Source organism: Brevibacillus ginsengisoli (genome assembly GCF_050113715.1).
GTDB lineage: Bacteria > Bacillota > Bacilli > Brevibacillales > Brevibacillaceae > Brevibacillus_H > Brevibacillus_H ginsengisoli.
Map to the genome: position 1 here is coordinate 47524 of NZ_JBNJQR010000012.1, position 22421 is coordinate 69944.

Sequence of the window (22421 nt, forward strand, 5' to 3'; positions counted from 1 at the left end):
CTATTTCAGATTGATTTTCATGATGTGGTCGCGTCCTGCTTGAACATTGCCTTGGGTCACTTGGTTGTTGGCCGCCACCTTGTCTCCATTCGTAATAATGATGGGAGTGATGGTTGCGTATCCTGCGCTTTCGATCAGTTGCAAATCAAACGAAATCAGTTTATCCCCGAGGTTAACAGTATCCCCAGCTTTTACATAGGACGTAAACCCTTGCCCATCCATTTTCACGGTATCTATCCCGATATGACAGAGGATCTCCAGTCCCTCGTCGGTTACGAGTCCAATCGCATGCAGGGTGGTTGCCACATGGACAATCTTCCCTTTTGCCGGTGCGACCAATATTCCTTCAGAGGGTTGAATGGCTACCCCATCGCCAATCACTTTTTGGGCAAACATCGGGTCAGGCACTTGTTCGAGTGAACGCGCTTCACCGCTTAATGGGGCGAACACCGTTATTTCTTTCTCTTTCGCCTTGGAAAACAACTTGCCAAACATTTTGTACCGCCTCCTCACCAATACTCTTTATATTCTCTCTCTTCGTCAAAACTCCCAGATTTGTCGGTAAATAAAAGAAGCATGAGCCTTGAATAACAAAAGAATACCATTCTCCTTCTTTTGCTGCTCTCGGCTCATGCCTAGTCCAACTAGTAACACGCCTGTTATTTAGCTGTATTTTTCACTTGATTTAAACGGTGAAGATGCATCGCGATATACCCAACTTCGTCTTCCGGAACATCCACTTCCAAGCGTTCGGCAATCAACTTGGCCAATGATTCGGCCAGTTTATAAGAAGACCCGCTGATTTCCTTGATGCGATCCAGCAAAGGGTTTACGACGGCTTTTCCTTGACGAATACGCTCCACTGCGAATCGCAAATGCGTAATTAATCGCACATAATCCATGCTTTCTTTTTCAATGGGTGTGCCAACCTGTTTCTCAACTCGTTCCACCAGCTCTTTGATCAGATTGGTCACTTTGACGGTTTTAGAGACAGGATATGCACTGGCTGCCGCATGTATGTGTAGGGACAAAAAGCCCGTTTCACTCTCCGGAATCGTGACAGAGAATCGTTCTTCAATCATTCTCGATGCCTTCTGGGCCAAGGCAAATTCCTTGGGATAAAGGGTCTGAATTTCATACAGAAACGGATTGGTAATCTCCATTCCATTCTGCAAGCGTTGAATCGCAAATTGGATATGGTCTGGCAAAGCGACATGAACGTGTTCATTCAGATTAGGGCTTAAATCCTTGGCGACCATGGCGATGATCTCCTCTGAAAGGCCAATAATCGATTCATCCACTTGATTGATCAGGTGACGATATTGCTGGATATGGCTCTCATTTTCCAAACGGAACTTTTTTTCAATTCGGTGATCATCGGCTTCCAGCTGGTCACCAGGCTTGGCTCCAAATCCGACTCCTTTTCCGAGAAGAATGATCTCCACATCCGTCCGAGATTCTTTCGCCAGGACCACGTTATTGTTAAAAGCTCGTTCAATTTTGTACGCATTATCACAGGCCATCAGAATCTCACCACCAAGCAAAGTATAAAATCTAAGGTCTCCAGACGATAAGAAAAGCTATTAACGAAGCACTCTCGGAGATGTCGTCGAATTCTTCTTTAGCGGATGCTTTCCTTCCGTTCCGGAAAGTCCAGCGCTTTAAAGCGCTTAAACTTTCCTACACGATCAAAAAAGCCAAGAAAAATCTTTTCAATAGGAAAGATCATTCTTGGCTCATGCCCGGTTTTATCCAGTAACACGCCGTTATATTAAGCGCTTACATATGTCGTTTCTTATATGATACTTGTGTATATTATTCCTGTCAAGCTGGGATCATCTGTATTTCAACACGTTTCAGTCCCCCGACGCTTCGATCCCCCGATGAGAGGGGATTAGGGGGATGAGAGGGGAAAACGGACATGACCGTTCGGTTAGCCACATGTATTACATTTTCCATAGATCTCGAATTTATGCCCCGTCACTTGAAAGTCCGAAGGCAAATCCCCGACCTCACGCATCGGACAAGCTTCCAGTTCAGTCGTTTTCCCACACGACGTGCATATCAGATGATGATGGTGTCCATGTGAACAGGCCAGTCGAAACTTGCCCTCGCCCTCCAGTTCCGTCTCCTCCAGAATCCCTAATTCCACAAAAGTAGAGAGATTCCGGTATACCGTGTCGAAACTCAGATTCGGGTAATTCTCCTTCATCTGCTCCATTATCTCCTTCGCCGACAAGTAGCGCTTCTCGGCCGCGCAAATCCGAATCATCTCTTCTCGTTTTCCTGTATATTTAAAACCACGATCTTTCATGATTCGTAAAGCTTCTTCCAGATTCATGGTCGTCCTCCTCTCATTACCGAAATGACGCTTTCAGTTTCTTGCCGGTCAGCACCACGATGAGAATAAATACAGCCATCAAAACAATCGTACCGCCAGATGCCCAATCCCATAGATAGGCAAAGTACAGTCCAGAAAGCACAGCAGTTTCGGCAAACAGCACGGCATAAAGAATCGCTTGTCGAAAACTTCGAGCAATCTGTAAGCTTGCGGCTACCGGCAATGTAATGAGAGCAGAAATCAACAGAACCCCGACAATCCGCATGGAAGCTGCAATCGTTAAGGCAACGAGAATCATAAACCATAAATTAATCGCTTTTCGCGCGACACCCGATACTCGGGCAAACTCCTCATCAAACGATACAGCAAACAATTCCTTGTAAATGAGAAAAAAAGTCGCCATGACAACGAAGGCTACGCCAATCAAGGCTAATAGATCATCCTTCGTCACCGTTACAATTTTCCCAAACAAATAGGAGTATAAATCGGCGTTAAATCCCTTGGCGATACTGATCAATACCGTAAACAATCCCAGTCCCGTTGATAAGATAATTGGGATCGCCAAATCCTGATACGCCTTGAATACCTTGCGAAGCCGCTCAATAAATAAAGAACCAATCACAGAAAAGAGCATCCCAAAATACAGGGGATTCACGTTACTGAACAATGCAACTTTCTTCGAGAGCAACAAACCTGCCGCTACACCCGAGAGCGTCACATGGGAAAGACCATCCGCCATCATCGACAAACGGCGAACGACCAGGAACGTACCTAAAATGGGACAAATCAACCCGATCAAAATCCCTGAAAACAAGGCATACCGCAAAAATTCGTAATTCCACCAATCTGCTAACATATAATCTCCTTCCTCACAACTCCCAACTTCTCACTCAATTAATGGTTGTGGGCGAGTAGACGGACTGACTCTCCGTACATACTTTGAAAAATCTTGTCTTGATTATGCTCAAACTCATCCGTAGACCCATGAAAATGGATGCGACGTTGCAAACAAGCCACTTTGTTGACCCATTGTGTCATGACGCTCACATCGTGACTGATAATCAGCATCGTCATGCGGTTGTCTTCCTTAAGCGAACGCAACAGACTATAAAACTGCTCGATTGATTCCTGATCGACACCTACCGTTGGCTCATCCAGAATTAGCAACTCCGGATCGGATACTAGCGCTCTGGCGATGAATACTCGCTGCAGCTGGCCACCCGACAAGTTGCCAATCCTCTCGTGCAATTTGGGCAAGAGTCCTACTCGTTCAACAACATCTCGGACTTTGTGGTAGTGCGAATGTTTTAACCGACGGAACAACCCAACCTTGCCAACTAGACCAGAGGCGACCACTTCCTCGACTGTTGCCGGAAATCCACCTGCACCATGGGCAACTTGTTGAGCGACATACCCGATTTTTACCCAATCGCGGAACTTCTGGGTGGGTTGCCCAAACAATTCAATGCTTCCTTCTGTCGGCGACAACAAACCCAGAATTAATTTCATCAAGGTAGATTTACCAGAGCCGTTCGGACCGACAATCCCCAGAAAATCTCCCTCATACAAAGAGAAACTAATGTCCTCCAACACTTTTTTCCCGTTTTCATATTGGAATGATAACGAGGACAAGCGGATAATCTCACGCTCAGTTCCTTCCATACGATCAACTTCCCTTTTGGTAGGGGTATCCCCCTTATTCTTGTAAAGCGCTTTGAAGCGCCGTTAAATTCTCACGCATGACGGACAAATAATCTATGCCAGCTTTTTGCTGTTCTTCGGTTAAGCCTTCCAGTGGATTCAGCGTTGCTGTGTGTGCCCCTGTTTCTTTGGCAATCACTTCAGAAATTTTGGGAGAAGCTAGCGTTTCAAAAAATATCGTTTTAATGTGATGCGCATTCACACGATCAATTAATTCCTTCATTCTCGCTGGAGATGGCTCATCTGACGGATTGATTCCCGAGATGGCTACCTGCTCCAGCCCGTATCGATGGGCCAAGTATCCAAAGGCGGCGTGTGAAACCATAAATTCTTTGCGAGGAGACTTGCTCACCATTGCGGCAAACTCCTGATCCAGTTGATCCAAATCCTTCGACAGCTTATCAAAGTTTTGTTGATAGATGGCTTGATGGGCTTGGTCTGCCTGGATGAGCGCATCTTCAACTTTTTTGGCCTCTGCTTTTAAGAGAGTCGGATCGAGCCATACATGCGGGTCAAGACCATCTTGGTTGTGTTCTTCTCCGGTTGTATCTCCTTCATGTACAGGCGATGAGAGCAATGGCAGCCCTTCTGTGGTTTTGACGACTTTCATTTTGGACGTATCAAACGTACTGATGGCTTTATCCACCCAGGCATCAAATGAAGTCCCGCTGTAAACGACTAATGAAGCTTTTGACATTTCCACAATATCATTCGTTGTCGGTTCAAAGTCGTGCGGCTCCACACCCGGCGGCACTACGTTTTTCACTTCAACCTCGTCCCCGCCAATGCGAGACGCCACAAAGTACAAGGGATAAAATGAGGTATAGACCACTAATTTTTGACTGCCGTTGCTTGCTGATTGCCCCGAAGTTGTGGCGGTATTGCCGCAAGCGGTTAACATGACGGTAGATAAAGCAACAAGTATACTCACCATTACGGGAAATAATCGTTTCATGAATCCATTCATCCTTCCAGCTATCTATATCTGAGTCATTTCTCCAACCGAATAATCTTCCAGGTTCTCCTCATCTACAGACCAGTAAATGGGACGTGTAAAAGAGACTCACTCATTATACCTATATGCGCCCAAGAAGTAAATAAGACTCATTACGATTTACAACAACTTGTCCGCCTCCTATGTTATAATTTTCCTCATAAAGGAGGTATCTTACATGAAGCCTGTCCGTCCACTCTATCTATTCCTTTTCTCGCTATTCCTTATATTGGCGGGTTGTGGCACTCCCGGAAACCAATCGAGTACAAGCCATGACACTCATCAAAACACAAGTCAACCAGGCCACCAGCAGCACGCTCCGAATGGTGACCTGCAAGAAACTACCGCTTCCATCAAACAGCTTCCAAACTTCCTGAATACAGTTGATCCACAAATTAAAGAGGTTTACCGAATCGCCGGCGATAATCTCGACGTGTTGAAATGGATGCCTTGCTACTGCGGTTGCGCAGATAGTGCCGGTCATGAACATAACGCTCACTGTTTTGTAAAAGAAGTGCAAGCAGACGGTTCTGTCGTCTGGGATGATCACGGCACTCGTTGCGGAACTTGTATGGAGATTGCCGCAATTTCGGCGAAGATGAAACAAGAAGGCAAATCACTCAAAGAAATTCGCAACACCATCGATGATCAATATAAAACCGGCTATTCCAAGCCGACCCCAACTCCAATGCCCGAATAATTCAAAAGAGCAGACTCCGTGGTTAGCGGAAGGTCTGCTCTTTTCTAGTTTGCGATTCGCTACCTTCTAAGAAGGATCTACTTCCAGCATGCGCTCCAATGAAGCGCGCGCCGCATCTGCCACATGCTCAGGCACATAAATTTCTGGGCTCATATTTTCCAATGCTTCTACGCATTTTTTCAGGTTGTTGACCTTCATGTTCGGGCATACCAAATACTTGGATGCAAAGATAAAGGTTTTGTCCGGGCTGTCTTTTTCCAGCATGAAACGTACCCCGTCCTCTGTCCCGATAATAAATTCCTTATGGGCAGATTCACGACAGAACTTCAGGATTCCGGTAGTGGACCCTACATAATCAGCCAAGGCAACAACCTCTGGTCGGCATTCCGGGTGAACGACCACTAATGCGTTAGGATGTTGCGCCTTTAAGGTAACAATATCTTCAACGGAAAGCTGGTCATGTGTATTGCAGTAGCCTTCCCAAATAATCATCTTTTTGTCGGTGAACTGGGACACGTAATGCCCTAGATTCTTATCCGGTACCCAGATGATCTCATCGCTATCGATCGACTCAATAACTTTCTTGGCATTAGAGGATGTGCAGCAGATATACGTCTCCGCCTTCACTTCAGCTGATGTATTGATATACGCGACTACTTTGGCGTTCGGATGTTGCGCCTTCATCTTACGCAGACCTTCTACATTTACCATGTCAGCCATTGGGCAACCAGCGCGCTCATCCGGAATAATGACGGTCTTTTGGGGATTGAGAATTTTTGCACTTTCTCCCATAAAGTGAACGCCACAGAACAGAATAACATCCGCATCCGTCGTCTTCGCCTTTTGAGCCAAACCGAACGAATCCCCAATAAAATCAGCTACTTCTTGAATTTCTGGACGTTGATAAAAATGGGCGAGGATAATAGCGTTTCGCTCTTTTTTCAATTGCAGGAGTCGTTCTTTCAGCTCAGCATTCCGTTGAGCTTTCTTCTCCAACGCCAAGGCTTCCATCTCATTAACCTCCTTGGTGACTCTTACAGTCAGTTTGTACGGTCATTGTAAGCTGTGCATCATTGTAAAGTCAATTATGGATATGTTGTCAGAAAGTCAGCATCACTTGTTTGACAACAAGTGCTGATGAATAAACTGGGCGACCCCATTCTCCCGATGATCAGGAGCCGTATATTTGCCTAGAGGTTTAATTGAATCGTCGGCATTGGCCATCACGACAGGATACCCAACGGCGGATAATAGCTCCGTATCGTTAAACGAATCCCCAAAAGCTACCGTTTCTTCAGCGGTAATGCCCCACTTGTCAAAGAAATACGCTAATCCGCTCGCTTTGCTTACACCGCTTGCGATCACTTCGAAATTATTGCAGCTTGATGATGTGAAGGTGGCCGATTGTTCCCAAGGAGCCAGCTTTTGTCGAACACCCATCAGCTCATCCGAATCGGTATGCCAGACAAAAACTTTCACGATGGGCCGCTCTCCCGAAATAACACTCTCCATTAATTCCTTCTCCGGCACAGATTTAGAAACATGGTAAAAAGAGAACTTCCGTAGCGACAATCCATCATGACAGGTGGCCTGTTCCAATATCGCTTCAATTTCGTCACGATCTTCAGCTACCATCCAACGGTTGCTCTCGGCGTCATGCAATTCGTAATAGATTTTTTTGCCGCGCAGTTCTGCTACGGTCGCCATTACGACTTCGATTGGAAGCAATACACTTTGGACAAGAGTCCCATCCTGTTCATAAATCGTCGCGCCATTGCTGCACACGTACCCGTCAAATGGGTAATTATCGGTTGGGCGCTTGGCCGATAAATACGTTCTGCCCGTAGAAATCACCAATTTACAGCCTTGTTGTTGAAGTAACGCGCATGCTTCCTTCGTGGCGTCCGTCATATGTGAATCTTCATTGAGTAAAGTCCCATCCATGTCAAACGCTGCTAGCTTCACTTTGGCAAGACTCATAGTTCCCTCCACATGAACAAAACATCCCGATTCACTGGCAAAAGTGGCACGGGATGTTTGTTTAATCAAGTCAATATTAGACTTCTTTGTTATCGTCTTGTTTTGTTTCTGTTGGTTCGATTTTTGGTTGGATATTGATCACAACATCGTCATTCGTTGGTTCTTTATCCAATTTACCGTTCTCAATCAACTGTCTGATTTGCTCAGCGTCAAGTGTTTCCACACGCATCAAGGTTTCAGCAACCAAAGCCAATTGATCATGATGTTTGGTTAACAAGTCCTTACAACGATCATATTGCTCGGTGATGATTCGTTGCATTTCCTGGTCAATCTCATAAGCGATTTGTTCCGAGTAGTTACGCTCGTGACCAATATCTCTGCCCAGGAATACTTGCCCTTGTGTACGTCCAAATTGCATTGGACCCAAACGACTCATTCCATATTCGGTAATCATGCTGCGGGCAATCGCTGTCGCGCGTTGGAAGTCGTTATGAGCGCCTGTACTTACATCGCCCAGTACCAATTCCTCCGCAACACGACCACCAAGCAGTCCCACGATCTTATCGAGCAAGTCGCCGCTGGTAGCGAAGTAACGATCTTCTTTTGGCAGCATGACGGTATAACCGCCTGCTTGACCACGAGGGATGATGGTTACTTTGTGTACCATATCCGCATTTTTCAAATGGTAACCTACGATGGTATGACCTGCTTCGTGATAAGCAACCAATTTCTTCTCATCATCGCTAATCACGCGTGACTTTTTCGCTGGTCCTGCAATAACGCGGTCGATTGCCTCATCAACTTCGAGCATGTTGATTTGTTTCTTATTCTTACGAGCTGTAAGGAGTGCTGCTTCGTTCAACAGGTTCTCCAAATCAGCACCAGTAAATCCAGGTGTACGGCGGGCAATAACGTCCAAGTTAAGATCGTCGCCCAGCGGTTTGTTGCGCGCATGAACTTTCAGTACGGCTTCACGGCCCTTCACATCCGGACGATCAACCGTAATTTGACGGTCAAAGCGACCTGGACGAAGCAACGCCGGGTCCAGAATGTCTGGTCGGTTGGTTGCCGCTATCATGATGATTCCTTCATTAGCGCCAAAGCCGTCCATTTCAACAAGCAATTGGTTCAAGGTTTGCTCACGCTCGTCGTGTCCGCCACCCAAACCTGCTCCACGCTGACGACCAACGGCGTCAATCTCGTCAATAAAGATGATACACGGAGCATTTTTCTTGGCATTCTCGAACAAATCGCGAACACGGGACGCACCCACACCCACGAACATTTCAACGAAGTCGGAACCAGAGATACTGAAGAATGGTACTCCCGCTTCCCCAGCTACGGCACGGGCAAGCAAAGTTTTACCTGTTCCTGGAGGACCGACTAGAAGAACCCCTTTAGGAATACGGGCACCCACGGCAGCAAACTTGCGAGGGTCTTTCAGGAACTCAACCACCTCAACCAGTTCCGCTTTTTCCTCGTCGGCACCGGCTACATCGTCAAACGTAACACGCTTCTTCTCATCATTGTAGAGCTTCGCCTTGCTTTTACCGAAGTTCATCACTCGGCTGCCGCCGCCCTGAGCTTGGTTCAGTAAGAAGAAGAATAGGATAAAGATGATCACAAATGGAATAATTGACGTCAAGAACGTGAGCCAAATGCTGTTGCCCTCTTGTTTCTGGAAGTCAACCTTTTTGATTTTGCCTTGATCAATCTTATCGTTAATGATTGTCAAAACATCGTTGTCATACAGTGGAATACTCGTACTAAACGAGCTTTGACCATTCGCAGACGGTCTAGCCAGCTTACCTGAAACCGCGTATGTACCCCCTTCAGGACGAAGAGATGCTTCTGTAATATTGTCACTCTTTAACTCGGTGCGGAATTGCTGATAATCAAGCTGTGTTGTCTTATCTGTCCCAGAGAGGACGAAATTAACGATCCCTACTGTGACAAGAAAAATAAGTAGATAGAACCCTGTATTACGAAAAAAACGATTCATTTCTTACCTCCTCTCGCGAAAAAGACACTTTCCACATTTTATCACAATGATAGTGTTTATCACAACCAAACTACTTGGAATAAACTTCCGGTTTGAGGATTCCAATGTAAGGAAGGTTACGATATGCTTCAGCATAATCAAGCCCGTATCCTACAACGAATTCATCTGGAATCGTAAATCCGCTGTAATCAGGCGAGATTTCTACTTTGCGTCTTTCCGGCTTATTTAACAGTGTAACTACTTTTACGGATGCGGCCTCGCGATGTTTCATCAATTCAACCAAACGGCTGAGCGTAAGACCACTGTCCATAATATCTTCTACGATGAGAACATGACGGTTTTGCACCGAGGTGTCCAAATCCTTGAGAATTTTTACGACACCAGAGGATTCTGTGTTGGCGCCGTAACTTGAAACCGCCATGAAATCCATTTCGCATTGGATGTTCATGTGACGGATGATGTCCGCCATAAATATAACGGCTCCCCGAAGAACGCAAATGACTAAAGGATTTTTGTCCTTGTACTCCTTTGCGAGCGTATTTCCTAATTCCTTAACCTTCTCTGCAATTTGCTCTTCTGTTAGTAATATTTCCTTGATGTCGTTATTCATTTAAGTAACCTCCCGCCAATCTTCTCCAAGAAACTCCACTTCTACATACAAGATTCTGCTTGATTCTTCTTGTACCAGTGCCTGCGACGAACGCTTCACTGAAGGAAGCCAAAGGATATTGTTTCCTGCAACCAAAACAGGCCATGTATCTCTTAGGGCTTGGGGGATTTTTTGATCAATCATCAGGTCTTTCAGCTTCTTGTGACCATTTAACCCCAACCAAGACATACGATCTCCCGCTTTTCGATTGCGTACGACAAGTTTATCAGGCAGACGATCCGCATCAAAAACAGTTGAAACAGGTGACGCAACATGACGACACATCTCCTTGGACACCCAAGAAGTATGAATGGCTACCCCTGCTTCTTCTACCCAGGTTGTCCCCGGAACGATTACATCATAGCAGTATTCGCGCGGGCTTGCAGCCTTGACTTGAACCTGCTCATGTCTTCCAAAATGTATGTATTCATATTGCCTTGTCACTGCCAAATGGTCTGGCAGATGGATAGATCCTGATGGACTGTCGCCATCTATGATACGTAAAACGGTCTCCACATGTTGCGAAGACCATTCAGATTCGTTTGACAGATAACTTAATATTAGTGTAATCATTCTCCTTTGTAAAGCGAGGTCATAGTTTAGAAACTTCTCTCGATTAATGACTAGTTTATTCAATTCTTTTCTTACTATTACATCTTCCAGTCCCGCCTGTGAAACCCGATCGAGGTATGCGGCCTCAACTCGTACAGACTGTGCCAACTGTATAATATGTTCTTTTACCCGCGGATTTATGCCTATTAATGAAGGTATGACATCCAAACGGATTCGGTTCCGCACATATTTCCGTGAAGTGTTGCTGCTGTCTTCCCTGAACGGCAGCCCCTGCTCCTTCAGGTATGTCTCCAATTCGTGTCGATAAATCGTAAGTAACGGACGAACGATTTCCACTTGATCAGGAATCAGCCAACGTCTCGTCTGCATGCCCGCAAGTCCTTTCATTCCCGTACCGCGAAGCAGGCGAAATAGTATGGTCTCCACCTGGTCATCCGCATGATGAGCGACTGCCACCTTGGTCGCGCCGATTCGCCTGGCTTCCTCTGCCAACAAATCGTAGCGTACAAGCCTTGCCGCTTCCTGAACCCCCAGTTGGTGTTCCTTCATATACCCCGTTACATCTCGTTCAAACAAGGCACATTCGACTCCAATGGATCGGCAAAACTCACCAACAAATCTCGCATCTTCCCGTGATTCTTCTCCACGGAAATTATGGTTGAGGTGAACGACATACAAGTGCCATCCATACTGATAGCGTTCGTTAAGACTCCACAAAAGATGCAGCAGCACAATCGAGTCCACACCGCCTGAGACCGCTACCACAATCTTCTCGCCAGGCGGCAACAGTTGAAGAGATTCAATTTGTTTTCGGACGTTTAGCAAGAGCATATCGCGTCACAAATCCTTTCCAAACAGAAAAAAGCGATAAGCCTAGAATAAGTCCAGATGCAATCGCTCCCGCTTCCAGTGAAGTCTGTACCGACAACGTAATCCCGCCAATATTATCCCCGTTCACAAAAGCAAACATCGAACGATAGGCTGTCGCCCCAGGTACCAGTGGAATGACCCCCGAGATACTGAAATTGGTTGAGGGGACTCTTAGCCGAACGGAGAGAACCTGACTCATCAACGACACAAAAGTGGCCGCGATAAAAATCGAAAGGGCCGGTTTCACATCAAAGATCGGCATCGTAATGAAAATCGCCCATCCTAGCATGGCTACGAGGCCGCCAGCCCATAGGGTTCGGATCGGGACATTGAACAGCGTTCCATAGGACACAGCAGAAACAAGACTAAGAATTAATCCTTCCCATCCCATCCCCATCACCTCGCAAAAGAAAGTACAATCGCCGCAGCTGAAGCAATTGACAAAGCAGTCAGGATCGCCTCGGCGCCGCGTGAGACACCGGCTACCAGATCTCCTGCCATCAGATCCCGTATCGAATTGGTTACCGCAATCCCAGGGAAGAGAGGGAGCATGGTGCCAATCAGCATCAAATCCAAATGCAATAATGGAAAACAGCGATAGAAGAACAGAATTAATAGCCCTCCGATAAAACCAGCCATAAACTCAGCAAAGAATTTGACCTTGAGTACCTGCTGAAAGTAAAAAACCCCCAGGTTCACCAGTATGGCTGCCGCTGCGGTAGGCAGAAAATCCATCAACGTGCCCCCGATCAGCAACGCAAAAGAGCCGCTGGCTAAGCCAGCCGCTATATGTTGAAGCCAAGCCGGGTATAGTGGCTTCATCTGATCAATCTCCTGCAACCGATTGTAGGCTTCGAGCAATGTAATCTTACCCGCAACAAATCGGCGAGAAACGTCATTCACCAAGGTCACCTTGTTCAAGTCAAACGTTCGGTCTCTAACCCGAACCATTCTCGTACGATCCTTATGTCCACCGCAAAATGAAAAAATCAAGCTCGTCGGCGTGACAAAGCTGTTGGCATCTTCCATATTGGCTGCCTTGGCGATTAAAACCATCGTATCTTCCACGCGATACGTTTCCGCGCCGCTTTTTAACATAATCATTCCCGCGAGTAAGCACGTCTCCATCACGAGATCATCGGATAAAAGCATCCGCATCCCTCACATCCATAAGTAATACAACGAACCAGCCAGTAATAAAAGGGAAGCTGCAAAAATGCCGCCAATCCACTTTCCGATTGCATCCTTATCCTGTTGGGGAGCCGAGGTGGAGCCAGGCACGGTTGTTTTAACCTGCAGCGCCTCAACCAGCTCTTGCCGCATCGAAACGACAGAAGTGTATTTCCCCTCAAGAGCCCGCATCAGAACTGATCGATACGGATAAAGACTATTATTGCTCCGTATTATATCACAAAGGAGTTGATGGTTGTGCTTTGTAAAACTAATCTTTTTCCACTCTTCCCGTCCAATCATCAGCTTCACCATCATGACAGCGAGAGAGAAGAGATCATACGTTACACTAGCCCTGCGATCTCCCGCCAACCATGCGGCTCGATCGTATTCTTCGGTGAATTGGCGGACAGCATTGCCGATTTTGGTCACTCCGCCAAAATCAATGAGGCGAAGCTGTTTGTCAGTATGGACGACCATAATATTCTCTGGCTTTAGATCCCCAAAAATCCAGCCCTGATGATGTAAGATATACAACCGGGTAAGGAGTTGAATTATCAAGACAGGTACCCAATCGGTTCCTACTTTGGCGATATAATGATCTAAACGTTCACCCTCTACGTATTCCATCACGTAGAAGGTATGTGTCTGTCCCTGAATGATAATATCATCCACATCAATGACATAGGGACCTACTCGAATCCCTCCATTGGGTTTGATCTCACGAAGCATGTTCACTTCCATGAACAAATCTAGAGAATCTGCTCCAATTTTGAGAGCGACACAGTTTCCCTGATTTGTCTGGGCAAGATAAACGGTTCCATTCGCCCCGCTCCCTAACTCTCGCACGATTTGGTAATTATTACCATGCCATTTTCCCGTCAGATATTTGGGTAAGAATGGAGGAATGCGATTAAAAGACATGATCTTGCAAGAATCCTTTATCTTCATCGTCAGACTTCGCTTCCAATCGATAGCGATCCTCCAACGAACGCGGAAGTTCTACATGCTCAAACAAGGCAATCGCCTCAACAATTGCCGGACCAGTAGGCGTAATGCCGCTCATGGTCAAACCGGTTGTCAGTTGATGCGCTTTTTCCACTTGTTGCGTCCATGGAATACGGACATCGATATGCTTTTGTTTCCCAGGAAATGTACAAACCATCATTTTGCTGGAACCGGAACGAGATCGCAGGCTGATGCTAAAATCATGGATCGCTTGTTGGACGGCATTCAGCTTGGTTTTCATACTGCTCGAGGTATCTACTAACATGACAACTTCCAGATTGCTGCTCTCTCCCAAATCATCGACCATCGTCGCTACCTGCATTCGCTTCTCCGGAGAGAGCTCTTCAACCGCTTCGCTGCCCAGGATCTCCTTGAGTTCTTTATTAACGACGTGATGAATGGTTCGTGTCATCGCTTTGCGTGTCAACATCTGCACGGTTTGCGCCAATTGCGCGGGATAAACAATATCGCTTAAACCACTGCCTGCCTGTGCCATCTCCTTAATTTCCTTCTCCCCTTGATCTCCGAGTTCATCCCGCTCTACTATTCCAATCACGTTAACCGTAATTCCTTGTTCTCTTGCCAATGTCGCAGCGGCGACAGGGCTCATCCCGACATTGGAGCAGCCGTCTGTCACAACGAGAATTTGACGTAAAGTTGCTAACTTAGCCATTAAAAAATCTCCCCAATCTACTAGCTTTTCTACCAGTATCGACGAGGAGATAGGAAAACATACGCTATGATCTGCGCTTCGTATCGGTTTGAATTTAGCTGACAACGCGCGGTCTCTCTACTTTATCCATGCCTTGAACCTGAATGCCTGACCATTGCGGGACAAATCGATCGACTCTGGCAACCAGCACTGTCATATCATCAACTATTTCTCCATAGTGATGGCGGATGACTTTTTCTAGCAATAAATCAGCAACCTCTTGCGGATCATCCGTCTCCAATTCAGAGATTAGGCGCTTCATCCAGACTTGACGATTCTCAATATGTCTGGGCGCATCATAGATCCCATCTGACATCATGATTAACAGATCTCCAGGCTTCAAGCTGCGTGTCACCACATCGACCTCAATCTCTTCCAAAATTCCAACTGGTAGATTGCTAGCCGTGACACTAATTACTTCTTGTCCCCGCTTGATGAAGCTTGGCGTCGAGCCAATTTTGACAAAGCGTGTATGAGCGGTTTGCAGATCAATCAGAGCCAAATCAACCGTCGCAAAAATCTCTTCTGTCGATCGGAGAGCCAAAACCGAATTCACCGTTTTGATCGCCAGTTTCTCATCGAGGCCAGACTTGAGCAGCTGTTGCAGCATATCCAAGGTGGATTGACTCTCCATGTATGCCCGCTCCCCGTTGCCCATGCCGTCACTAATGGCAAGCGCCACTTTTCCATTGCCCAAATCCATCGTTTTAAAACTGTCGCCCGACAACAGCTTGCCGTCCTTGGCGGCCCCGGCCACGCCAATATCTATTTCAAACGTACGAGCCGACGAGAGGCACATTTTGCAATAGCCATCCTGAAACGCTTCACAATGCCGTTCCTTCACGACAATATTCTCACCCAGAATCTCTGACAGCATTGGAGCCACAATCTTGGCGCATTCGTCCCGTCCATAGCAAGTGGGTTGACTGATCTCAATATCAACCTGCCCTTCTTCAAGACTGTGTATATCGACTCTTCGTACTAACAACCCTAGTCCCTCTAATGCGGTGGAGACTTGTTTTTCCTGGATGCTTAACTCAATTCCTTCCCGCTGAATTTCCCGGGCAAAGTCACTCATGACGCGCGATACGCCGGAGAGCTGGTCTGCAACCAGCTTGCGGCTCTCACTAACCTGTTTTTTCAACTGGTGGAAAGCGACGAAGCGATCATACTCCCGCTCCATCTCATTCACAATTCGATCAACCTTGACACACTTCCGCTCAAATTCGCGTGGAATTGTATGACCCATTAGGGTTCCCTGATCTTGAATGATTTCAATCATCGATCGCATGGCATCGTAGGTAATATGAGTTTCGCGCTCCCAGCATTGATCCTTCTTGAAGCATTTTTGACAAGTCGATTCCGTTACTTTGCTTAAAAACAAGTCGATTTGCTCGTCCTTCTCTTCGATTTCGGCCGTTTGGGCGAAGCTTCGCGATAATTGTGTGAATAGTTCGGAAAATTGCTGGATTTTGCCAGCCGTCATGTCACGGATGCGACGCATGTATTCCTGATGAGATTGCAGATTCTCTGAAGTACCCGGGATAAAGCGAGAGACTTTCTTCCATATACTAGACGGTGTTGCCATAAACATTAGGACGGCCAAGGTCGTCTCCACCAATGAGTGGTATAACGCGTCATCAATTCCTCCGTAGATGGCCAAAATAGAGGAACCAATCAAGACACCTGCTGAGACGCCAACTTTTCCTCCTTCTCGTAATAAACCGGCCAACAAACCGGAAAAGGCCAACAAGCTGATTTGTTGAAGCGAAGCAATATCCGCGAGGCTTAAAATCAACCCCGTCACAACGCCAACAGCGGCTCCTACGGTACCTCCGCCCGTAAAAGCAAAGAGAAGAAGCAGATAGCGGGACAATACATGCTCCATCGAGACACCTTGAACCATCCACCCTACTGTTCCCGTCATCAAGGAAGCAAGGAGGATGACGAGACATACGATCTCTTCATTTTTCAGCGGCTCATAGGGCCTCGCCAGATGAATGATGGATAAGGATTGTATGAAAATCAGCGTCAGCACAAAACTTAAGATCGACTCAACACCAACCATCACGATACTGTAGGTTGTCACTTGATTCGAGAGAACCTCAAACAATAAATGGGAGAGGAACACGGTTCCCAGGACAAGAATCGGTATTTTGGAGAAATCCTTGTGTTTCAATCGGTCTGCCAATCTTACCGCCATAAAGGCAATCACGATGCTGAGCAATGCTTGTAGCCCCATGGGGACTGTATGCGTGAAGGCTCCGACCAAAAGAGCGCAGGTAACTGTCAGCAGACTGTCTCGTCGGATATAGTACATCACCATGAAATAAGGAACGATAAACACCGATAGCTCTTCCAAAATAAGTGCTCGTCCCAACAATAATCCCATCAAAAGCGGCAGCAAGTTCCACTTGTTGGCCAGAATGGAGATTTTCTCTCCCCACTCACCAGCACGTTGTGACCATTGATTCGTTAGCCGATAGGACCAGCTACTCCCGGTTCCAGATACGACCTGATTCTTATTCCACATACCAGACCCACCACCCGTTCTTTCGATTGTGTGGTTTTATTATAAAGAGTGACCCTAGTAAAATTTGTCAAAAGCTTGAGTGTTATTCCTAAAATCGTACGACAAATTATCTGAACAATTGTGAATGGCCGAAAAAAGACAAAAAAAACCGACGTTCGGCGTGAAACGTCGGTCACAGGTGAATCCGCACTCTGCAATACGGGCTTATGAGTAAAGTAATTCGGCATATTTTCCAAATGACCTTCTTCTTTTGAAGAGAAAAATTATTTATTTTGGATAGATATTTAAGTTGACAAATGTAAAAAAAGATAGATGCGCTATTTATCGGGAAGTACAAAGATAATTTCGTTCGGTTTAGAAAAATACAGGTTTTTCCTCGCTAATTCAGCAATATACTCTTTGTCGTTCAATCGGCTGGCCTTATACGTTAACTCGGTCTGCTTCTGCTTGATCGCCATGGATTGCTGTTTTAACTTGTTCAAATCTTCTTCACTCTGAGCGAGGGAACTGCTTTGCAAATAAATCGTATAGCCCGTCCAGACAGAGATCAGCAGCATTACTAACAGAACTAGGCGAATTCTGCGTTTCTGTTTATTTCTATTCACCTGATGGGTTCCGTTCTTCATCCTTCTTCTCCACCTTCAGAGTTTTATTCCTGTTTTTTCCTCCTGCTAGTAATCCAATTCTTGATACGGTGCCAAATTCCTTTTCCTTGCCGGTGAAAACTTTTCCCCAGACTTTGACCCCATTTGGTAAAAGGTGAAGAGATCCATAAAATGATCTTCCAAATAAATCTCCCAATCGTCATCAAAATGGAGAGGATAAATGCCAGTATCATGAAAATAATCCGATACAAAAACATAATCGGACGGATCACAAGGGCTTGGATAATGGTCAAAATGGTCTTGTAGAGCCATTGAGCAAATTTTATCACGGTAATTAGGAATTGAATATATGTCTTACTTCCTAGGACAAAGTAAACCCATGCTCCTATCAGAATGCCGAAGAAAATCGGAAACCGAACAATTCCCTGATTCACTTCGACAAGCACATAAAAGACGACAGCAATACTCGCGAACCAGAATAATAAGTCAAAAACAAAGGTCAGCCACTTGGGGAAACGACCTTTTTCACGAAAATACTGATACGTGTCAAAGCCTATCCCCATCAAGCATCCACAAAGCGACATCGATGCAATGGTTTGAAGCTGAACCGCGATACTCACTTGAACAACTTACCGAAGAATCCCTTCGACCGATCCCCGGCCTGCCCCTGTTCGAGATAGCCCATTTCATGTACAAGCCCTTCAATGGCGACTTCCCCTGTTTCTAGACTCAAGTTTTTCATATGCAAATTCTGACCCCGAATGGAGAGAAAGCCTCCTTCTGTTTCAAGCAAGAACTCCTCACTATCGAAACTTTCCACGTTTTTAACTCCAGAAATGGCCAAACTGCGTCGATTAATCATGACAACCTCGTGACGCGGCCGCTTCAGTTGTTGCTCATTCATGAGAAAACCCTCCTCCTTGTAAGAAGCCCTGCACTAACAGACAAGTTTTACTTGTACTATTGTATGGGGTGGGAGGGGGGTTTAGAACAACCTTATCTCAGGTATTCATCTTCTTCTTTTTCATCACGCGGAACCGGAATTTCACCTATCAGATGGTAAAGGGAAGCTGCTTCTTCCTTGCGTGGATTTTCTTTAATCTCGTCAATTTGGACGATGACAACCTTTTGCCCGAAGCGGATGGCTAGCTTGTCGCCAATTTTGACATTGCTTGACGCCTTAGCTGTTCGGTCGTTAATTTCGATACGTCCTTGATCACATACATCTTTGGCGAGTGTCCGTCGTTTAATTAACCGTGAAACCTTGAGAAATTTATCTAACCGCATGGTCATACCCTTCCCTTCAACATTATATTTCTATGTAAATCGCTTGGCTTCTTCCCACCAGGTGTCCATCTCTGCCAAATCCGTCTCTTCAAATGTACGGTCGGATTCAAGCAGCTTCCCTTCGATATAGGCAAAGCGATCCTGAAACTTGCGATTGGTCATGCTGAGCGCTTCTTCCGGATCAATCTTGAGGAAACGCGCCAGATTCACCACGGCAAACAGGAGATCACCTAACTCTCCTTTTTGCTCATCTTCGTTGGCTTGTCGTACTTCCTGGTATTCCTCTTCAATTTTCAGATAGACATCAGCAATATTGTCCCAATCGAATCCGACTGCCGCTGCTTTTTTCTGCAATTTATAGGCGTACATCAGGCCAGGCAAATCACGAGGAATCCCCGCCAGCTTGGAGGTAGTCGCAGGGTCTTGTCCTTTGGCTGCCTTCTCTTCCGCCTTGATCTGCTCCCAATTGGCGAATGCTTCATCAGAATCGTTGGCTTCCTTCGTACCGAAAACATGTGGATGGCGTCGAATCAGCTTCTTGTTCAATGTGGCAATCACATCTTCAACGGTAAAGTCGCCAACCTCGGAGGCCATCTGTGAGTGAAGCATAATTTGAAGCAAGACGTCTCCCAGCTCTTCACACATTGCATCGGGATCATCGTCATCAATGGTTTCCACCACTTCGTACGCTTCTTCAATCATGTTTTTACGGATGCTTTGATGGGTTTGTTCCCGATCCCACGGGCATCCCTCTGGACTTCTCAGGATAGCGACAATCTCCTTCAATTGAGAGAACTGTCGGTATTTCACGGCTGGTTCTTCTGTAGGCCCAACATAGACCAAACTTAAATTGCCGAGATGGTCTACTCGATCCAGCTCATAGAGCGGAACAGTCTCGACTCGTTCCATGCCTGCTACACCAACGGCCGTTACAACAGTGACAGGATATTCGTCTGGAAATACTTCCATCAACGATAATTTCACATCGGACGCAACCAGACGATCATATACCTGAGCAATTACGGTGTGCAAAAGCGGATTGATTTGTTCCACTCGCAGACTCGTCGCGTCCAACAAGCTGAATCCTTCGATCGGATCGACATGCAAGCGAGCAAAAAGCGGGTCCAAGAAGCTTTGTCCACCCTTCACTTCAATTTGCACGTTCTGTTTCGGGCCTTCTTCTAACAGGATTTGAACGGTACGCTCGGCTACCAAGGGATGACCAGGCACCGCATAAATAATCTCTCCATGCTTGTTCGCTTCATATAATAATTCTCCCGCAATGGAGGAGTACACCGCATCGAATGTCTCGTGTTTTTCATACACATCGTCAAACGATTGGAACTGCAAGCCTTCTTCTTTTAACTGATGGACGACGGGATGTTCCGCCGTTCGCAAGTAAATTGCTTTGGCTTGCTGCATTTGGCGATAAATACCGATTGGCAGTTGATCTAAGTCTCCCGCACCCAAGCCAAGCACATGGATAGTGGCTGTCATCTAGGGACCTCCTTAAGTTCATCATTTATTGGCGTAAAAGTTTCACTCTCTGCAGCAGCGGGATCAGTCGTTGACCTTTTGGCAAGAAGCGAAGGTCAGCACTGGTGAGTCCGCCAGCCCACAGCAATGCGAGAAGGTAACTAACTCCTCCGAAGGCAATCGTGATCAAGGCCACGACTGTTTCGAAAAGACGTTCTGAACCAATCGTCCCTCTAAAAATGGAGGAAGTTAACCCTTCCACCAGCAACACCACGACAGACATAATCAGTACGGCAAAAACAGGTTTCGTTACCGTCTGTTTCTTATTCATTCGTACACTTGTATGTTTGACAATCGAGCGCAGGTTGCATACCATGGGAACCACATAAGCGACTACTGTGGCTACCGCTGCTCCTGAAATTCCCCAAACTGGAATCAAGGCCAGATTCAATACAAGCTTCACCAGCACTCCGTACGCTAAATGACGAGCAGGATGCATCACCAAGCCCAACCCTTGCAAAATTCCTGAAGTGGCGATCCCGAGCGTCGCAAAAACAATCGTAAATGCCTGAATGGCAAGCGCGTCGGTTCCACTTGTATCCCCGAATAACATCACGTTAACTGGTTGAGCAAGCAGAGCCAGTCCAAACGATGCCGGTAATCCAAGTAACATCGTTAAGCGAATGGCCACTTCCGTCCGGTTCGCAATGACTTGATGCTGGCCTTGAGTGACCGCTTCACTAATAGATGGAACCAGCGCTAACGAGAGGGAGGTAGCGAAAAACGTTCCAAACTGAATGAGTGGCTGACCGTGGTCATACGCGCCTTTTAACAACTTGGCCGCCTGTTCCTCGACTCCGCTCCACAGCATCATGTTTAATACGGTAACCGAATCAACTAAAGGTATCAACGGGAGGACCAATGCGCCCATACAGATCGGTAGGGCATAAAACACCAGACTGTGAAAGACCTTCTTGCTTGTCATTGGCCGAACTTTTTGCTTATGTTGGGGAGAAGGTGACCATTCGGGGGTCTTGGAATACTTGCGCCAGTAGTACAGCAAAACAAGACAGGCACCCACCGCACCAGGGAAAGCCGCAAACACCGCACCTGATCCAGCCAAATACGCATCATGGTAAGCGTTCATCATCCAGTAGGCTGTTATTAAAATAAAGATCACGCGAATCAGCTGCTCGACAACCTGAGAGACTCCAGTCGGAATCATATTCTGATGCCCTTGAAAATACCCCCGCATAATGGCTGCGGCTGGAACCAAGGGGAGTGACCAAGCAACCGCGCGCAATGGCATGGTGAGATGCTTGTCCCCCATTAAGCCAGAAATGAGCGGAGCACCAAAATAGAGCAAAAGGAAGAAAAAGACGCCTAATACGCTGAGGACCAAACTAGAGATCCGAAATGCCTTACGCGCCCCTATATAATCACCAATCGCGATGCGCTCCGAAACGATTTTGGAAATAGCGATCGGGAAGCCTGCTGTCGCGAGGATTAATAATGTAGTATAGAGCGGATATACTTGCATGTACACATATAGACCAATATCACCTGTAATATTTTGATAAGGGATTCGGTATACGGCACCGAGCAATTTGGAGATCAAACCGGCTACTCCTAGAATTGCTGCTCCTTTAACAAAATGATTGGTACTTTTCTTTGATGACATAAATGATGTTCCCCTCTCAAATCCGCAAACTTTGTCTATTATAACATAATTCCCTCCAATCTTACCCTTATCAGCTGGGAGTACATAGGATTGCGTAAGTCGTTCATCCTCGGGAACTCAGCCCAATAAAAAAGCAGCC

23 protein-coding genes are annotated in these 22421 nt (G+C 46.3%); 1 reads left to right on the forward strand and 22 read right to left on the reverse strand.

Annotation, left to right across the window (positions count from 1 at the left end):
* The 6 genes from ACQCN2_RS21280 to ACQCN2_RS21305 form a co-directional block, all read right to left on the reverse strand.
* Complete coding sequence (locus tag ACQCN2_RS21280) at positions 1-495, reverse strand: PTS sugar transporter subunit IIA (RefSeq protein ID WP_426930971.1); 495 nt, start codon at positions 493-495, stop codon at positions 1-3.
* Positions 496-659: 164 nt separating this feature from the next.
* A complete protein-coding gene (gene glcT / locus ACQCN2_RS21285; RefSeq protein WP_426930972.1) occupies positions 660-1523 on the reverse strand; it encodes a glucose PTS transporter transcription antiterminator GlcT in 864 nt (287 codons plus the stop codon).
* Between the two features lie 410 nt (positions 1524-1933).
* Positions 1934-2341 (reverse strand): Fur family transcriptional regulator, encoded by a 408-nt coding sequence (locus ACQCN2_RS21290; RefSeq protein WP_426930973.1) that lies wholly within the window; start codon positions 2339-2341, stop codon positions 1934-1936.
* Positions 2342-2357: 16 nt separating this feature from the next.
* Positions 2358-3197, reverse strand: a complete 840-nt coding sequence (locus ACQCN2_RS21295; RefSeq protein ID WP_426930974.1) for a metal ABC transporter permease — start codon at positions 3195-3197, stop codon at positions 2358-2360.
* A 38-nt stretch (positions 3198-3235) separates the two neighbouring features.
* Positions 3236-4003: a metal ABC transporter ATP-binding protein gene (locus tag ACQCN2_RS21300; RefSeq protein ID WP_426930975.1), complete on the reverse strand. Its 768-nt coding sequence runs from the start codon at positions 4001-4003 to the stop codon at positions 3236-3238.
* A 34-nt stretch (positions 4004-4037) separates the two neighbouring features.
* Positions 4038-4997: a metal ABC transporter substrate-binding protein gene (locus tag ACQCN2_RS21305; RefSeq protein ID WP_426930976.1), complete on the reverse strand. Its 960-nt coding sequence runs from the start codon at positions 4995-4997 to the stop codon at positions 4038-4040.
* Between the two features lie 217 nt (positions 4998-5214).
* Here ACQCN2_RS21305 and ACQCN2_RS21310 point away from each other — a divergent pair, with 217 nt between their 5' ends.
* Complete coding sequence (locus ACQCN2_RS21310; RefSeq protein ID WP_426930977.1) at positions 5215-5736, forward strand: PCYCGC motif-containing (lipo)protein; 522 nt, start codon at positions 5215-5217, stop codon at positions 5734-5736.
* Positions 5737-5802: 66 nt separating this feature from the next.
* Here ACQCN2_RS21310 and nadA read toward each other — a convergent pair whose 3' ends face one another.
* The 16 genes from nadA to ACQCN2_RS21390 form a co-directional block, all read right to left on the reverse strand.
* A complete protein-coding gene (gene nadA / locus ACQCN2_RS21315) occupies positions 5803-6747 on the reverse strand; it encodes a quinolinate synthase NadA (RefSeq protein ID WP_426930978.1) in 945 nt (314 codons plus the stop codon).
* Between the two features lie 102 nt (positions 6748-6849).
* Positions 6850-7716, reverse strand: coding sequence for an HAD family hydrolase (locus ACQCN2_RS21320; RefSeq protein WP_426930979.1), 867 nt, complete (start codon positions 7714-7716; stop codon positions 6850-6852).
* A 76-nt stretch (positions 7717-7792) separates the two neighbouring features.
* Positions 7793-9718 carry an ATP-dependent zinc metalloprotease FtsH gene (gene ftsH / locus ACQCN2_RS21325; protein WP_426930980.1) on the reverse strand — a complete coding sequence of 642 codons (1926 nt, stop codon included), beginning with the start codon at positions 9716-9718 and terminating at the stop codon, positions 7793-7795.
* A gap of 70 nt (positions 9719-9788) precedes the next feature.
* Entirely contained in the window at positions 9789-10328 is a 540-nt protein-coding gene (gene hpt, locus ACQCN2_RS21330) for a hypoxanthine phosphoribosyltransferase (protein WP_426930981.1), read from the reverse strand.
* The gene (tilS, locus tag ACQCN2_RS21335; RefSeq protein WP_426930982.1) at positions 10329-11771 is read right to left on the reverse strand and encodes a tRNA lysidine(34) synthetase TilS; all 1443 of its coding nucleotides are present in this window, start codon (positions 11769-11771) and stop codon (positions 10329-10331) included.
* Entirely contained in the window at positions 11740-12201 is a 462-nt protein-coding gene (locus tag ACQCN2_RS21340; protein WP_426930983.1) for a threonine/serine exporter family protein, read from the reverse strand. Before ACQCN2_RS21340 ends, tilS begins: the two co-directional genes overlap by 32 nt.
* A gap of 5 nt (positions 12202-12206) precedes the next feature.
* The gene (locus ACQCN2_RS21345) at positions 12207-12968 is read right to left on the reverse strand and encodes a threonine/serine exporter family protein (RefSeq protein ID WP_426930984.1); all 762 of its coding nucleotides are present in this window, start codon (positions 12966-12968) and stop codon (positions 12207-12209) included.
* A gap of 3 nt (positions 12969-12971) precedes the next feature.
* Positions 12972-13904, reverse strand: coding sequence for a serine/threonine protein kinase (locus ACQCN2_RS21350; RefSeq protein WP_426930985.1), 933 nt, complete (start codon positions 13902-13904; stop codon positions 12972-12974).
* Positions 13894-14661, reverse strand: a complete 768-nt coding sequence (locus tag ACQCN2_RS21355; protein WP_426930986.1) for a vWA domain-containing protein — start codon at positions 14659-14661, stop codon at positions 13894-13896. Before ACQCN2_RS21355 ends, ACQCN2_RS21350 begins: the two co-directional genes overlap by 11 nt.
* Before the next feature lie 94 nt (positions 14662-14755).
* Positions 14756-17233 carry a stage II sporulation protein E gene (gene spoIIE, locus ACQCN2_RS21360; protein ID WP_426930987.1) on the reverse strand — a complete coding sequence of 826 codons (2478 nt, stop codon included), beginning with the start codon at positions 17231-17233 and terminating at the stop codon, positions 14756-14758.
* 317 nt (positions 17234-17550) lie between these two features.
* Positions 17551-17859 (reverse strand): FtsB family cell division protein, encoded by a 309-nt coding sequence (locus ACQCN2_RS21365; protein ID WP_426930988.1) that lies wholly within the window; start codon positions 17857-17859, stop codon positions 17551-17553.
* A 23-nt stretch (positions 17860-17882) separates the two neighbouring features.
* Positions 17883-18458, reverse strand: a complete 576-nt coding sequence (gene yabQ / locus ACQCN2_RS21370) for a spore cortex biosynthesis protein YabQ (protein ID WP_426930989.1) — start codon at positions 18456-18458, stop codon at positions 17883-17885.
* Positions 18455-18742, reverse strand: a complete 288-nt coding sequence (yabP, locus tag ACQCN2_RS21375) for a sporulation protein YabP (RefSeq protein ID WP_426930990.1) — start codon at positions 18740-18742, stop codon at positions 18455-18457. The genes yabQ and yabP overlap by 4 nt, the downstream gene beginning before the upstream one ends.
* 92 nt (positions 18743-18834) lie before the next feature.
* Entirely contained in the window at positions 18835-19125 is a 291-nt protein-coding gene (locus ACQCN2_RS21380; RefSeq protein ID WP_426931063.1) for an RNA-binding S4 domain-containing protein, read from the reverse strand.
* A 30-nt stretch (positions 19126-19155) separates the two neighbouring features.
* A complete protein-coding gene (gene yabN / locus ACQCN2_RS21385; protein WP_426930991.1) occupies positions 19156-20622 on the reverse strand; it encodes a bifunctional methyltransferase/pyrophosphohydrolase YabN in 1467 nt (488 codons plus the stop codon).
* Between the two features lie 25 nt (positions 20623-20647).
* Complete coding sequence (locus tag ACQCN2_RS21390; protein ID WP_426930992.1) at positions 20648-22282, reverse strand: putative polysaccharide biosynthesis protein; 1635 nt, start codon at positions 22280-22282, stop codon at positions 20648-20650.
* Positions 22283-22421: the final 139 nt, after the last annotated feature.

Bases quoted from the DNA above. Each gene is read 5' to 3' on its own strand.
- ACQCN2_RS21280 (WP_426930971.1), bottom strand. From the start codon at position 495: ATGTTTGGCAAGTTGTTTTCCAAGGCGAAAGAGAAAGAAATAACGGTG.
- ACQCN2_RS21355 (WP_426930986.1), bottom strand. From the start codon at position 14,661: ATGGCTAAGTTAGCAACTTTACGTCAAATTCTCGTTGTGACAGACGGC.
- ACQCN2_RS21290 (WP_426930973.1), bottom strand. From the start codon at position 2,341: ATGAATCTGGAAGAAGCTTTACGAATCATGAAAGATCGTGGTTTTAAA.
- ACQCN2_RS21320 (WP_426930979.1), bottom strand. From the start codon at position 7,716: ATGAGTCTTGCCAAAGTGAAGCTAGCAGCGTTTGACATGGATGGGACT.
- ACQCN2_RS21380 (WP_426931063.1), bottom strand. From the start codon at position 19,125: ATGCGGTTAGATAAATTTCTCAAGGTTTCACGGTTAATTAAACGACGG.
- ACQCN2_RS21365 (WP_426930988.1), bottom strand. From the start codon at position 17,859: ATGAAGAACGGAACCCATCAGGTGAATAGAAATAAACAGAAACGCAGA.
- spoIIE (WP_426930987.1), bottom strand. From the start codon at position 17,233: ATGTGGAATAAGAATCAGGTCGTATCTGGAACCGGGAGTAGCTGGTCC.
- hpt (WP_426930981.1), bottom strand. From the start codon at position 10,328: ATGAATAACGACATCAAGGAAATATTACTAACAGAAGAGCAAATTGCA.
- ACQCN2_RS21340 (WP_426930983.1), bottom strand. From the start codon at position 12,201: ATGGGATGGGAAGGATTAATTCTTAGTCTTGTTTCTGCTGTGTCCTAT.
- glcT (WP_426930972.1), bottom strand. From the start codon at position 1,523: ATGGCCTGTGATAATGCGTACAAAATTGAACGAGCTTTTAACAATAAC.
- ACQCN2_RS21310 (WP_426930977.1), top strand. From the start codon at position 5,215: ATGAAGCCTGTCCGTCCACTCTATCTATTCCTTTTCTCGCTATTCCTT.
- nadA (WP_426930978.1), bottom strand. From the start codon at position 6,747: ATGGAAGCCTTGGCGTTGGAGAAGAAAGCTCAACGGAATGCTGAGCTG.
- ftsH (WP_426930980.1), bottom strand. From the start codon at position 9,718: ATGAATCGTTTTTTTCGTAATACAGGGTTCTATCTACTTATTTTTCTT.
- yabP (WP_426930990.1), bottom strand. From the start codon at position 18,742: ATGAATGAGCAACAACTGAAGCGGCCGCGTCACGAGGTTGTCATGATT.
- tilS (WP_426930982.1), bottom strand. From the start codon at position 11,771: ATGCTCTTGCTAAACGTCCGAAAACAAATTGAATCTCTTCAACTGTTG.
- ACQCN2_RS21345 (WP_426930984.1), bottom strand. From the start codon at position 12,968: ATGCGGATGCTTTTATCCGATGATCTCGTGATGGAGACGTGCTTACTC.
- yabN (WP_426930991.1), bottom strand. From the start codon at position 20,622: ATGACAGCCACTATCCATGTGCTTGGCTTGGGTGCGGGAGACTTAGAT.
- ACQCN2_RS21295 (WP_426930974.1), bottom strand. From the start codon at position 3,197: ATGTTAGCAGATTGGTGGAATTACGAATTTTTGCGGTATGCCTTGTTT.
- ACQCN2_RS21390 (WP_426930992.1), bottom strand. From the start codon at position 22,282: ATGTCATCAAAGAAAAGTACCAATCATTTTGTTAAAGGAGCAGCAATT.
- ACQCN2_RS21300 (WP_426930975.1), bottom strand. From the start codon at position 4,003: ATGGAAGGAACTGAGCGTGAGATTATCCGCTTGTCCTCGTTATCATTC.
- ACQCN2_RS21305 (WP_426930976.1), bottom strand. From the start codon at position 4,997: ATGAAACGATTATTTCCCGTAATGGTGAGTATACTTGTTGCTTTATCT.
- ACQCN2_RS21350 (WP_426930985.1), bottom strand. From the start codon at position 13,904: ATGTCTTTTAATCGCATTCCTCCATTCTTACCCAAATATCTGACGGGA.